The sequence below is a fragment of the Candidatus Clostridium radicumherbarum genome, from assembly GCF_045310525.1.
In the GTDB taxonomy this organism is placed as follows: domain Bacteria; phylum Bacillota; class Clostridia; order Clostridiales; family Clostridiaceae; genus Clostridium_AT; species Clostridium_AT radicumherbarum.
In genome coordinates this window covers 486,657-500,279 of record NZ_JBJHZY010000001.1, presented here as the reverse complement: position 1 = coordinate 500,279, position 13,623 = coordinate 486,657, and the positions used below count along the sequence as shown (strand labels likewise).

Here is a 13,623-nt window from a genome sequence, read left to right as displayed (position 1 = left end):
TTTTTCCTCTCTACAACTATTCTATTTTTATTCCTTTCTTTTTAACTATATATTTTGGAATTAATGATACAATAAACAGAATAATCCCAGCGATAGTAAATTTCATTAAAATATTAAGGGATATGCCTCTTGCTGCTATTTCTCCAGCCATATAAGCATAAATAAAAGCTCCAGGAATCATGCAAATTAAACTCCAAAATATATAGGTAGATGTTTTTATACTTGTTAATCCATAAGCATAATTTTGCAAATTAAATGGAAATATTGGCACTAATCTAGTTAAAATCAAAAAATTATAACCATTTAACTTAAAGCCGTCATCTATTTTTTTATAAATCAAATTATCTCCAAGCTTTACTTTTACTATATCCCTCATTAAATATTTTGATATAAGAAAGGACATTGTGGCACCGCAGGTTGCACCTATAAGGGCTAATACAGCGCCTGCTATCGGTCCAAAAGCTATTCCAGAAGCTATAGTTAGAACAGAACCTGGAAGCATAAATACACTAGCTAAGGTATATATAACAATGTACATTAAATATCCAATAGTGCCAAGGCTTTTAAACCATTGCTGCATTTGCTTTATGTCTTTTAATCTGCTTACTATACCTAATTTATAAATTAAAATTATACCTATGACTATTATTATCCACATTATAATTTTAAACAATCTACTTTTTTTCACATTATCCACCCTAACTAATTATTATACATAGACTATTTTTTCAATTTATTTATTATTTCTTTAGATTTATATCTATTAATCCAAGCTTTAATAGGCCTTGATAACACATCTTCAGGACTTTTTGTATTTTTATATACAACAGGTCCAAAAATTAAATCTAATATGTGATAGGCTTCTCTTCCTGTCTTATACATTGAAGAACGGCAAGCAGCACAGTAAGTTACGACATAATCCGTATTAAACTGTGAAACTATATTTTCTGCGATTCTTTTTGATAAATCAGGATTTACTGCTGCAGCCATTCCACCTTGGCCGCAGCACATAGCATTTTCTTTAGAAAATTTAGATTCAACATATTTATATCCAAGCTCTGTAAGTATCCATCTTACTCCGTCATGAATATCACTGTAATTTCTTGTAGGACAAGAGTCTTGTATACTGAACACTACATCACTATCTTTAGATTTATTTTTAAATTCTTTTGGAAGTCCAATATTTTTAATTAACGTCCACAAAGAAGTTATTTTCACATCTTTACTATATTGATTTAATATTAAATAACAGTTTTGACAAGCTACTACTACTTCGTCTATTTCTAAAGTTTCAATGTCTTTATTAAGTTCTTCATATCTTTTCAAAAATAATTCTTTTTGTCCTAATACTAAAGTTGGCATACCACAGCACCTTTGTATTGCAGATACATTATCAAAATTTTCTTTAAGAAAGGATAATATATTTAAAACAGCCTCTGGAGAATAGGAGGATAAACTACACCCTGGCATAAAAGCTATATTTTTCATAAGCTATCTCCTTGTAGTAAAAATCTTTAAAAACCCGGAGCTAAGCAGTTGATGAACATATACTGCCTTATGACCTTTTAAAGTTGATCTTCCACCATTAGATTTTATTATAGCTTCCCTTATATTCATAAAACCTTCCGGAATATTTAATTTTTTAGGGCAAACCATTTTACATTTATTACACATAGTACAGGAGTATGGAATTATTGGTTTTATATCTTTCTTCTGTAAGAAACCCTTAAATATGTCACTTGGAGAATTCCCAAAGTCATTTAGCATTATACATTCTTTCATACATTTTTTACAGCTAGTGCAATTATTAGCTATTTCATTTATAAGTTCTAAAGTTTCTATATCATACCTCGGTTTCTTCATTTATTTTCTCCTGTCTAAAACTACTTTAACTAATTGCAAAATTACGATTATTATAATAGCTATTAAAAAGAAGTGATAAGTAACTAAGTTTTCAAATGTCTTTGGAACAGGTATGCTTTTAGAAAACATTGCTTTTTTAAAAATCAAATACCTTTCAACTCCCATTTTTTTATCTGATAAATATTGTAATACTATAGGTATGCTTAAAGTTAGCAGCTGCAAAATAGTAATTGATCCTTTAACTATCTTTATTCCTCTTTTTTTCATATTTACATCACCATACTTTATTTAAATTATTGATCATATCCTTAAAAGCACTAAAGGGCTGCCGCAGGAAAGTTATATACAATATAATACTATGCGAACTAAAATCAGCACAATACATTGTTGTATTTATCCTTGATGCGACAGCCTTATATATTTAGGCAATAATTATTTCTTTGGTTCCCCCACTTCAATAGGACCTGCTGGATTTCCTGTGTTTCCACTCCATTCATTCCAACCGCCATCATAAAGCGAAATATTTTTAAGTCCCATAACATCTGCGTAAGTTAAAGCTTCTGCAGCTCTCCAGCCTGTTCCACAGTAGAAGGCTAGTCTTTGATCTGGAGTAATACCATAATCCTTCCACATAGCAAGTATTTCATCTTTATTACGCATTGTTAAATCTATATTTCTATAATCATTTAAATTGCTGTTGTCTGTTCCTGCATGGCCCCATGCAGCACCAGCTGGACGTCCCTTTGGTTTAATATAATCATAACCTGAGGTTTTACCAATATATTCATCCCAAGTTCTTACATCAACTAATTTGCTGCCAGTTTTATCTGCTAATATTTCTTTAGCCTGAGGCATATCAATAATATATCCTTTATTTACAGGAACTGTGGCACCAAAGGAAGCTACTGGAACTTTTTTATTTGATGTCTTTTCAACTTCGTAACCAGCATTTGTCCATTTTGTAAATCCACCATTTAATACTCTAACGTCCTTAACTCCCATGTATTTTAATATTACAGCTACTCTGTAAGAAGGCATTGGATCTGTTCCATATAACACTATGGTTGTATCTGTTGTTATTCCATTATTTTCTGCAAATTTTTGAAGCTTTGCATCAGAAAGACGATTCCATAGAGGACCTTCTTCAACTTCATCAGTATTTAAATGAACTGCACCTTTAATATGTCCAATTTTTAAATAATCTGGTGAATCTTTTTCCTCACCCCAGCTAACTTCAAATACTTTATACTTGTTATTGTTGTAGGTTTCTGGCTTTTTACCGTCTATTAAATCTTTAATCCAAGATGCTGGCACTATATCTTGATAGTTTGTATAAGCTTCCATTGGAAGGCTCCCATCTTTTACCCAGTCTTTAATATTATATTGGTATAAATTTTTATATCCCTTTTGTGATAAATATTTTATTACATCCGTTGAATCGTTTCCATTAGCATCATATAAAACAACATTTTTATCCGGGCTTATTCCTTTAGTCTTTAAAGCTTCATCTAATCTTTTATCTTTATCCTTATCATTAACCTTAAGCCAAGCTGCTGAAAAATCAGTTGCTCCTTTAATGTGCCCACCCTTTGTTACTCCATCAAGTATCCAACCATTATAAGCATCATTTTCTCTTGTATCAACTACTACCCAATCGCTTTTTCCTATATTAGCTTGTAAATCTTTTGTGCTTATTGTTTTGGCACCTGAAGCATTAGTCTTAGCAGTATTATCAGCTGTATTTTTATTATTTGTACAACCAATTAAAGCTGCTGCAGTAATCATTGCAATAAGTAAAGTTATTGCAATTTTATTCATTTTTTTCATTCCTTTTCCCCCTATTTTAACGATTACAAAGAGGTAATTAAACCTCACTGGATATATTGGAAAACAACCGTTAAGAGATATTTTCCATGATAACTTTACCATAAATTTAATCTGTAATCCAATTTGTATTTTTAATAAATGCTTTACTAACTATTTGAATTTTCTATAGCACAATAGTGCACATATTTGTACTCTCAAGAATAATCTATTAATGGAGCAGTTTTATAAATGGGGGTATTTGAGTGGGATACTTTGTTAAAGTAGAATCAAATATAAAAATATATGTAGAGGATATTAATCCAGATGGTAAAAAGACAATTTTATTTCTACACGGCTGGCCTGGAAGTCATAAACTATTTGAATATCAGTTTAATCAACTTCCTAAAATGGGATATAGATGCATTGGATTAGACCAGAGGGGATTTGGTGATTCTGATAAGCCTTTCACTGGTTATAACTACAATCGATTTGCAGACGATGTTCGTGGTGTTGTAAATGCACTTGGATTGAAAAATTTTATTCTAGCGGGGCACTCTACAGGAGGAGCCATTGCTATAAGATATATGTCCAGACACAAAGAATACGGTGTATCGAAGCTTGTTCTAATTTCAGCAGCAGCCCCAAGTCTAATGCAGCGTCCTAACTTCCCGTATGGTGTAAAAAAGGAAGTTGTAGATGATTTAATTCAAGGAACATTAAATGATCGACCTAAAATGCTAAGAGATTTTGGAGACATGTTTTTCTTCCAACACATAACTCAGCCATTTTCTGATTGGTTCTTCCAATTAGGATTACAGGCAGCAGGTTGGGCTACTGCTGGAACTGCAAATGCTTGGTTTGAACCATTATTTTCTGATCTAGAAAAAATAAGCGTTCCAACTCTAATTCTTCATGGAATTCATGACCAAGTCTGCCTCTTTCCTTTAGCAGAAGCACAAAGACAAGGTATTAAAAACTCAAAGCTGATAGCATTTGAAGAAAGTGGTCACGGGATATTTTATGATCAGAAAGAGAAATTCAACGAAGAACTAACAGGATTTATTGAAGAATAAATTAGTTATAATATTAAGACTACTTACGAATATTTCATCTATATTAATTATAAAATAACTTTAGTTGCTTCACTTTTATATGGATTTTTTATTGTAATGCAATTAATTTTTAAAATTATTTGTCAGAAAGTACAAAGGTGATAACCCATGGATAGGCTTTTATTTGGAATATCAGGTTTGCCAATTTACAGTGGAATAAAAAATATTAACTACGCCTCTGGTATTCATTATGCAAAGTCAATAGGTCTAGATGCTATGGAGCTTCTTTTTGTAAGAAATGTTAATGTAACAGATAAGAATAAAGATATAATCTTAAATACTAGTTTTATAAATGATTTTTATTTGTCAGCTCATGGATCACATTATATAAATTTGAATGCAGATGAAACTGAAAAGCAAAAGCAATCAATGGAAAGAATAATAAAAGCTGCAGAAGGATTATCGAAAGTCAACGGGAGGAGCTTAGTATTTCATCCAGGGTTTTACTTAAAAGATTCAAAGGAGGATGCATACAATACAATAAGAGAGAATTTATTAAAGCTTCCATATAAAAAAGTGGACTATAGGCTTGAGACTACAGGAAAAGGAACACAGTTTGGGACACTTGAGGAATTGATTTCCCTTTGTAAGAAAGTGAAATCCTGCAAACTTTGTATTGATTTTTCCCATATACATGCTAGAGGAAATGGCTCATTAAAATCCTATGACGATTTTGCAAATATACTTCAATATGTTCTTAATGAGCTTGGTAGACCTGCACTGGAAGATTTACACATTCATATGGGCGGAATAAATTATAATGAAAAAGGCGAAAAGCATCATCTTCCTCTATCAGAAAGTGACTTCGATTATGTGGAATGTTTAAAAGCAATAAAAGACTTTGATGTAAAAGGATGCATTATTTTAGAAGGGCCTCAAGTTGAGAAAGATGCCTTATTATTGAAGAATACTTATAAAAGATTATAAATACAGAGAGGATATCCCTGTACATACTATATTATTAGACAAGTCTGGATAGAATATTACATTTGATCCTTTTGAATATTCTTATTAACTTTAGTATACTATTTATAAGAAGATATGGGGGGGAAAGTGTTATGTCTATTAATAGTCAAAGAGAATTTGAACTTTTAAAGAAAATTGGCTTTATACGAACTAGCGGTTCTGAAGAAGAATTAAAGGCAGCAAACATACTACTAGAAGAAATATCTTCCATAGGATGTGTGGGCCACTTAGAGGATTATAAGGTTCCTACTTCTAAAATTAAAAAAGCTTCGCTAAAGGTAGTAAAGCCCTATGAAAAAGAATATGAAATTACACCATATAACTGCTCAATTAGCACACCTGAAGGCGGAATAACTACAGATTTTATATACATAGAAGATGGGCTTGATGCAAATTTAGTTGACCTTAAAGGAAAATTTGTACTTCTAAATATGAGGCCAAATCCAGAGCTTTATAAAAAACTTATAGAAGCTGGTATCGCTGGTTATATAACAATGTGCGGCACTGCTAATGATGAGAAAGACAAAACTGATATTTCTATAGTTAGAATGCGTGAAAAGAACACACAATATGGGAAAATACCAGCATTAAATATGCGCATGAAAGATTGCTTCCATATGGTTAAAAACAAAGCTTCTAAAGTTAAAATAGACCTAATTACTGAAGATATTGAACTTACTTCCCATAATGTTGTTGTAACTTTAGAAGGCTCTAAGTACCCTGAGGAGATAATATCCTTCGGTGCTCATTATGACAGTGTTCCCTTCAGTACAGGTGTATATGACAATGGTGCTGGTTCAGTTATTATAATGGAGCTGCTTAGACATTTTAAAGAAAATCCACCAATCAGAACTGTAAAATTTGTATGGTATGGTTCTGAGGAAATCGGACTTTTTGGTAGTCATGCTTATTTAAAGGCTCATGAGGAAGAGCTTAAGAAACATCTTCTAATGATTAATGTAGATGTTGGAGGTTCCATTCTTGGAAAAGAGAAGGCTCTAGTTACCGCAGAGCAGAGCTTAGTTGATTATATTGATCATGTGGCTAAAATTAAAGGCTTCCCACTTAAGGTAGAACAGAGTATATACTCAAGTGATTCTACAGCCTTTGCTGATGCAGGAATTCCTTCTGTTACGTTCTGTCGTTTTGCTCCCAGCGGCGGGGCATTCATCCACACTCGCAACGATGTTATTGATTATTTAAGTGCTGAAGCCTTAGAAAAAACTACTATTATAACTAGAGAATTCAGCGAATCTATTGTAAACTCAGTAGTATTTCCAATTGAAAGAAAAATCCCAGATAACATGAGAAAGGAATTAGATAAATACTTTAATAAAGAATCTAAAAAAGATGATTCAGCTGAATAAAAAAATAGTCATAAAGTCTTACATAGATATGTGAAAGACTTTATGACATCTTTATTATTAAAAATCAAAATTATCTGGGTCAGGTCCTACTCTCAAATCTTGATTTAAAGAATTTATCTTCTCTACTTCTTCATTAGTTAATTCAAAATCAAATATCTGTGAATTTTCTATTATTCTACCGACCTTTGTGGACTTAGGAATAGTTATCACTCCATTTTGTATATCCCAGCGTAGTATAATTTGAGCAATAGATTTATTATGATTATGAGCAATTTCCTTCAATATTTCATTATCAAATAATTTACCAACCATGAGTGGTGACCATGCTTCAACTTGAATATCATTTTGTTTACAAAACACTCTAACCTTCTCCTGTGTTAAGCGTGGATGAAATTCTATTTGATTTATCATTGGCTTAATCTCTGCATCCTTCATTAAATTTTCAAGATGATGTACTTGAAAATTACTTACTCCTATTGCTTTTACACGGCCTTGTTTATATAAATATTCCAATGCTCTCCAAGCATCTTTATACTTACCTTCTACAGGCCAATGTATAAGATATAAATCTAAATAATCAAGTCCAAGTTTCTTTAGACTTGTTTCATAAGCCTTTATTGTGGATTCGTATCCCAAATCAGCATTCCAAACCTTAGATGTTATAAATAGATCTTCCCTTGAAATACCTGCTGCTTTTATTCCTTCAGCTATTCCCTTTCCCATACTTACTTCATTATCATAAATAGCTGCTCCATCTATGCTTCTATAACCGTTTTTTATTGCAGTCTTTACTGCATCAACTAATTTTGGGCTATCCTCTACTCTAAAAACGCCAAGCCCTTGCCATGGCATTTTTACACCATTATTTAAAGCTACTGTATTTTTTAAATCACTTATCATATTATCTCTCTCCTTATAATGAATTAAATACCTTTACCTTCAAAGCTTATCTTATAAAGCTCATAAATATTTTATCTTCTCTTTCATTTTCCTTTACATTATTTTTACCAGAATCAATAACCTTCAATAACCATGCCATATTCTTTCCTAGAACACTCATAATTTGCATTCCTTCTTCATCTTGCACCGCTTCTCCAGGTTTTGTACCATGAATCACATTCCAGTAATTTGATGTAGGCATTACCATCTCTGAATAATTGATAAAGTTATTCAGCTGTTCAAATGTTGGAACACCACCGGATCTTCTTACTGCTACAACACTAGCCCCTACCTTATGTCTAAGCATTCCATTGTTCACAGATGTAACTAAAAATGCACGATCCAAAAATGATTTCATCGTTCCTGGTATAGCTGAATAATGTACAGGAGAACCTAAAATAATCCCGTCAGCTTCTTTCATTTTTTGAATCCAGTCATTAACTTCATCATTCTTCATAACACAACGCTCGTTCATGTTTCTGCTGCATCCGCCGCAATCCATACATCCACGTATTACTTTATTACCAACATGGACAATTTCTACCTCTATATTCTCTTTCTCGAGCTTTGCTGCTACAGCCTTTATTGCCTCATAAGTATTTCCATTCTTTTTAGGACTTCCATTAAAAGCAACTACTTTCATATATACCTCCATATAATTTATTTTCAAATATGTGTTTATTATATGGTTCAATAATACAAGCGACAAGTACGTACTTTTTCGTTAGATTACTTACCTTTAGGTAAGATTTATCGTAATATCTATATTATTGACATAAAATAAAGTTATATTTAATAATAATCTATGTTTATTTTAATTTATAAATTTGTTATTATAAGGTTACTTGGTATATACTGTAATTCTAATGCATAGTTAATCAAGTTTAATTAAATATAAAAGATTAAAGGCAGGTAAGCAAATGATAAATTATAATGGTAGGCACTATATATGTTTATTAGATTTTGCAATGGATTTTATCAGAGGTAAATGGAAGGCAGTTTTATTATGTCATTTATATGATGAACCTAGAAGATTTTTAGAGCTTCAACGAATAACTAAAGGAATAAGTCAAAAGGTATTAAATGAAAAGCTTAAAGAATTAGAAAACGAAGATTTAATAAATAAGCAGATTTATCCTGAAGTTCCACCAAAAGTTGAATATTACCTTACTGAAAAGGGAAGAGAACTTACTAAAATCATTAAAGAAATTGAGTCTTGGTCTATTAAATATTATTCGCACTTAGACAGTGGATGTAAATAATCTGATGTAATATATTAGAACTAAAGATATTAATTGATTCATCAATTATTGACAGCATAGATAAACGTATTAGCCTTAAGCCCACCTAAATACAAGGTGGGCTTGCCTTTTGCTGCTGAAATTTAGAATTAGCTATATTTAAGAAATAGTATAGAATTAAACTTTTTAAAAGTGTTGACCCTAACACAATGTCATAGTGTAATATAGAATTAGAGGTTGACAATGCTAATAAAACTCATGCCGGCAGAGGATTAGGTGGTATTAAGGCTCTAAAATCAAAGTTTGAGGTGAAGTTATGAGAACAGTAAAACAAGTTTCGGATTTAACAGGAATAAGTGTACGTATGCTGCACCACTACCATAAGATTGGATTGTTAAAACCAACTAAATTAACAGAAGCAGGTTATAGGCTTTATGATGATGAAGCTCTTGAAACCCTGCAGCAGATTTTATTTTTTAAGGAACTTGATTTACCACTAAAGGAAATTGAAGAAATCATAACAAGTCCTGGCTTTGATAAGATGAAAGCGCTAGAAAATCATAAGAAACTAATTATTTTAAAACGAGATAGATTAAATGGTTTGTTAGAGCTTATAAATAAAACCTTAAAAGGAGCGAATAGGATGAGTTTTAAAGAATTTGATATGAGTGGATATTATAATGTACTAGAAGAATTTAAGAAAGAAAATAAGGATAAAGTAATTAGGCAGTTTGGAAGTGTAGATAAATTTGATGAAATGATTGAAAAATGTAAAGCTACAGAAGAAAAAATTGCAGAGATGGCTGTAAAAGAATATGGAAGTATAAAAAAATATGCTGAAGCTGTAAAGAAGAATTTGAATAATTCTGTGGCAATGACTAAAGCTGAACAAATTGATGAATTTAAAAAAGATTGTTTTTATGAACGAAATCCTGAACTAAAAGAGCTATATAAAAAACTTACAGCCGACTTAAGTAAAGATCCTTCTTCAGAGGAGATTCAACAAATTGCTGGTGAAATAACTAGCATAGCTAAAAGAGATTATGAAGCTTTTAAAAATGAACTTGGTGATTATTATTGGCTTAGTATTGTGCGACTTTATTCATTATTTTCTAAGGAGTTAGAAAAACTTGATAAGGAAAATGGTGGAGTTGGCATGGCATGGATAGATGAAAGATATGGAAGTGGAGCATCTAAATTTATAGGAAAAGCTTTGGAAGCTTATTTAGGAGATTATGAGCCTAAAATAGAAACTCTATATAAAAACCTTATAGCTGACTTAAGTAAAGATCCTTCTTCAAAGGAAATTCAAGAAATCATTTCTGAGATAGTAGATGAGACACAAAAGCAGCATGAAACTTTAAAAGTTGAGGTGGGAGAAAATTATTGGAGCTATCAGGCAGAGCGGTATTTGTCAGAGTCTACTTATAAAAAAGTATTGGATAAGAAATATGGAGATGGTGCATCTAAATTTATTGGAGAAGCCATAAAATTTTATGTTGAAAATAATAAGTAGACACATGTTGATGAACTGTTTATATTAGAAGTTTAGAAATAGTTTATATAAGATTATTATTGGGGGTGTTTATATGGGTAAAATAAGTAGTTTATTAAAACTAAAGCCATTTATAAAAAAATATAAAACAATTTTTTGGACAGGAATCATCGGTATAATTTTAAGTTCAATAATTGCCAATCCTGTACCATATCTAATAGGGAAAATATTGGACAATGTGCTTAAAAGCAAAAATAGTTTTAATATGCTTTATTATAATGTTTTGATAATAGCGATACTATATATTTTACGATATATTTTTTCAATTGTTTCAAAATATATGTTTGTTAAAATTAATAATTTAGTTGTAAACGAGATGAGAATTTTAATAATGGGTAAGGTTATAGATTTACCCATGAGTTATCTTTCTGTTACTGAAAAAGGATATGTTCAGGGCAGAATTTCAGAATGTACATCTATTGGAAGCATTTTCTCACCATCAGTTATTAGCATATTATTGAGTATAATTGATGCTATTTTAGCGTTAGTAGTCATGTTTACTATAAATTATAAATTAGCAATAGTAGTTCTTGTTATGACACCAATATTTTATTTATCCTCTAAAACTTCAGCAAATAGCCTTATGAAGAGTACACATGAAATGTTGGAGTCTGGTGCAGTCTTGAATGGAGAATGTTTTGAAATAATAAATGGTGTTGAAGAAATAAAGACACTTAATGGTAAAAGTACACATCTTAATAAATTTAAAAATAAACTTAATGAACTCGTACAAAGTAGTATAAAGCAGAGTAAATCAATTTTATTATTTATGGAAAATATAGGCTTAATTAATAATCTTGGTTCTCTTTTGATATTACTTATTTCTGGAATTATGATTGTAAATGGGCAATTTACAATTGGATTATATACATCATTTTCATTATATATTCTTAAAGTATTTGGTAGTATTCAAGGCATTGCAACTGTTGGAACAACTATAAAGCCAGTTTGTTTAAGTATTGAAAGAATTTATGAACTTTTGGATATGGAAGATGAAAATAGCGGAAGAAGTAAACAGTTGAATAATGAAATTGAATCTATAGAATTAAATAATTTAACATTTAGATATAAAAGTGATTCAAAAGATGTTCTAAAGAAATTAAATGTAAAAATAAATAAGGGTAATAAAGTTCTCATAAAGGGTGAAAATGGTTCTGGAAAATCAACTCTAATAAAATTATTACTTGGACTGTACAAGCCTACAGGGGGACAAATATTATATAACAAAATAGACTCATGTTTGATAAATGTTAAAAATATAAGAGAAAAAATAAGTGTCGTATCTCAAAATGTATTTTTATTTAGGGGTACTGTGTTAGATAATATATTGTATGGTCAGTCTGAAAAGAACATTGAAGATGTAGAAAAGATAATTCGAGAATTAAATCTTTATGACTATATTAATAAATTACCTATGGGATTAAATACTGAAATAAATCAAAATACGTCTGGAGTTTCTGGCGGTCAAGCACAGGTTATTGCTTTTATCAGGGCAATGCTTTCTAAAAAAGATGTAATTATTTTAGACGAACCTATCTCTAATGTAGATGTTGAAACAAGAGAAATAATATCTAATATTCTTAAAAATATAAAATTTAAAGGAATTCTAATTATAGTTTCTCATATCACTATAGACGTAGATGATTATATAGATAAAATTATTGAAATATAAATAGAATTATCATGTTAATCCTCCATTCAAATATGGAGGATTTATTTTGCGTAAATCCTCCTTACACGCTGATTATTTATAGAGTTCTGTTTCATATATATAATCTCTGCTTCGAATAAAGTATTTATCATAAAACATAAGTGAAATAATACTAGCCTTTAAATAATTTGTACTGAAAATCCTTAGTTACTCAAGATTTTGTTGAATAAAATTAATATAATCTTTTCTTACTACTTCATCAGAATTATACTTAAACCATTCATAAGACTCCTTTAATCCCTCAAATAAATCCTTTTGTTCTGCCAATAATTCTGCTTGTCTTGATACATCCAAGCTATACTCATAATTATAAAAACTAAAATAGTCTCTTTGATTATCATGATTAGTTACATATAATTTTTCTAATGAAATTCCTACAACCTTATAGCATAGTTCAACAAATGTATTTATATCTACCAGCTTTGAATTTCCAACATTAAATATATGTTCTTTCGGATGCTTTTCTAATATTTTTTCAATAACCTTACATAAGTCCTCTACATGAAAAAATTGCAATTTCATTTTGCCATCATCAGGAATATAAAACTTTCTGTTTTTTATAGCACATTCAAATACAAATGATTCTCTATATACATTTTGCATTGGCCCATATAAATAAGGAGGTCTAAGAATATATGCATTAGGAAATCTCGAAAGTAAGTACTCTTCTGCCTCAATCTTATCTGTTCCATATTTGCCCCATATTGAATTTAATCCAATACTTTGATTTTCCAAAAATGGCTGAATGTTTGTTTCCGGATAAACTGCAGATGAGCTAATTAATATATAATCTTTAAATTCTCCAACAGCATCTAATATATTTTTAATATCTTTTCCATTATATCCACATACATCTATTATAGTGTCAAAAGAATACTGCTTCAGACAATCTCCTAAATTATTTCTATCTGCACATATTAAATTAACGTTATCTAATTGTTGTTTAGTCCCCCTGTTTAAAACATACACTTCATAACCCTGTAAATTAAAATATTTTGCTACATACTTACTTACAAATACAGTTCCACCTGTCACTAATATATGTTTCATAAAATCCCTCTTC

At 30.4% G+C, this 13,623-nt stretch carries 14 protein-coding genes; 6 read left to right on the top strand and 8 right to left on the bottom strand.

Annotation, left to right across the window (positions count from 1 at the left end; translation table 11 throughout):
* Positions 1 to 16: 16 nt before the first annotated feature.
* From ACJDUH_RS02445 to ACJDUH_RS02425, 5 genes are all read right to left on the bottom strand, one after another.
* On the bottom strand, positions 17 to 688 hold the full coding sequence (locus ACJDUH_RS02445; RefSeq protein WP_406763563.1) for a TVP38/TMEM64 family protein: 672 nt from the start codon (positions 686 to 688) through the stop codon (positions 17 to 19).
* Positions 689 to 720: 32 nt separating this feature from the next.
* Positions 721 to 1,488, bottom strand: a complete 768-nt coding sequence (locus tag ACJDUH_RS02440) for a heterodisulfide reductase-related iron-sulfur binding cluster (protein WP_406763562.1) — start codon at positions 1,486 to 1,488, stop codon at positions 721 to 723.
* Positions 1,489 to 1,491: 3 nt separating this feature from the next.
* Positions 1,492 to 1,863 (bottom strand): 4Fe-4S dicluster domain-containing protein, encoded by a 372-nt coding sequence (locus ACJDUH_RS02435; RefSeq protein WP_406763561.1) that lies wholly within the window; start codon positions 1,861 to 1,863, stop codon positions 1,492 to 1,494.
* On the bottom strand, positions 1,864 to 2,130 hold the full coding sequence (locus ACJDUH_RS02430) for a hypothetical protein (protein WP_406763560.1): 267 nt from the start codon (positions 2,128 to 2,130) through the stop codon (positions 1,864 to 1,866).
* Positions 2,131 to 2,295: 165 nt separating this feature from the next.
* Entirely contained in the window at positions 2,296 to 3,690 is a 1,395-nt protein-coding gene (locus ACJDUH_RS02425) for a rhodanese-like domain-containing protein (protein ID WP_406763559.1), read from the bottom strand.
* Between the two features lie 242 nt (positions 3,691 to 3,932).
* On the opposite strand from ACJDUH_RS02425, the gene ACJDUH_RS02420 reads away from it, so the two are divergent.
* From ACJDUH_RS02420 to ACJDUH_RS02410, 3 genes are all read left to right on the top strand, one after another.
* Positions 3,933 to 4,742 (top strand): alpha/beta fold hydrolase, encoded by an 810-nt coding sequence (locus ACJDUH_RS02420; RefSeq protein WP_406763558.1) that lies wholly within the window; start codon positions 3,933 to 3,935, stop codon positions 4,740 to 4,742.
* 147 nt (positions 4,743 to 4,889) lie between these two features.
* Positions 4,890 to 5,708, top strand: coding sequence for a TIM barrel protein (locus ACJDUH_RS02415; protein ID WP_406763557.1), 819 nt, complete (start codon positions 4,890 to 4,892; stop codon positions 5,706 to 5,708).
* Between the two features lie 131 nt (positions 5,709 to 5,839).
* The gene (locus tag ACJDUH_RS02410; protein WP_406763556.1) at positions 5,840 to 7,114 is read left to right on the top strand and encodes a M28 family metallopeptidase; all 1,275 of its coding nucleotides are present in this window, start codon (positions 5,840 to 5,842) and stop codon (positions 7,112 to 7,114) included.
* 57 nt (positions 7,115 to 7,171) lie between these two features.
* Here ACJDUH_RS02410 and ACJDUH_RS02405 read toward each other — a convergent pair whose 3' ends face one another.
* Together ACJDUH_RS02405 and ACJDUH_RS02400 are read right to left on the bottom strand one after the other, a co-directional pair.
* Positions 7,172 to 8,014 (bottom strand): aldo/keto reductase, encoded by an 843-nt coding sequence (locus tag ACJDUH_RS02405; RefSeq protein ID WP_406763555.1) that lies wholly within the window; start codon positions 8,012 to 8,014, stop codon positions 7,172 to 7,174.
* Between the two features lie 46 nt (positions 8,015 to 8,060).
* Positions 8,061 to 8,696: a flavodoxin family protein gene (locus tag ACJDUH_RS02400; protein WP_406763554.1), complete on the bottom strand. Its 636-nt coding sequence runs from the start codon at positions 8,694 to 8,696 to the stop codon at positions 8,061 to 8,063.
* 277 nt (positions 8,697 to 8,973) lie between these two features.
* On the opposite strand from ACJDUH_RS02400, the gene ACJDUH_RS02395 reads away from it, so the two are divergent.
* The 3 genes from ACJDUH_RS02395 to ACJDUH_RS02385 all read left to right on the top strand — a co-directional run bounded on the left by ACJDUH_RS02395 (position 8,974) and on the right by ACJDUH_RS02385 (position 12,521).
* Positions 8,974 to 9,315: a winged helix-turn-helix transcriptional regulator gene (locus ACJDUH_RS02395; RefSeq protein ID WP_406763553.1), complete on the top strand. Its 342-nt coding sequence runs from the start codon at positions 8,974 to 8,976 to the stop codon at positions 9,313 to 9,315.
* 295 nt (positions 9,316 to 9,610) lie between these two features.
* The gene (locus ACJDUH_RS02390) at positions 9,611 to 10,810 is read left to right on the top strand and encodes a MerR family transcriptional regulator (protein WP_406763552.1); all 1,200 of its coding nucleotides are present in this window, start codon (positions 9,611 to 9,613) and stop codon (positions 10,808 to 10,810) included.
* A gap of 73 nt (positions 10,811 to 10,883) precedes the next feature.
* Positions 10,884 to 12,521 carry a peptidase domain-containing ABC transporter gene (locus ACJDUH_RS02385; RefSeq protein WP_406763551.1) on the top strand — a complete coding sequence of 546 codons (1,638 nt, stop codon included), beginning with the start codon at positions 10,884 to 10,886 and terminating at the stop codon, positions 12,519 to 12,521.
* A 186-nt stretch (positions 12,522 to 12,707) separates the two neighbouring features.
* On the opposite strand, the gene ACJDUH_RS02380 is transcribed toward ACJDUH_RS02385, so the two are convergent.
* Positions 12,708 to 13,610 (bottom strand): NAD-dependent epimerase/dehydratase family protein, encoded by a 903-nt coding sequence (locus ACJDUH_RS02380; protein ID WP_406763550.1) that lies wholly within the window; start codon positions 13,608 to 13,610, stop codon positions 12,708 to 12,710.
* Positions 13,611 to 13,623 lie beyond the last annotated feature (13 nt).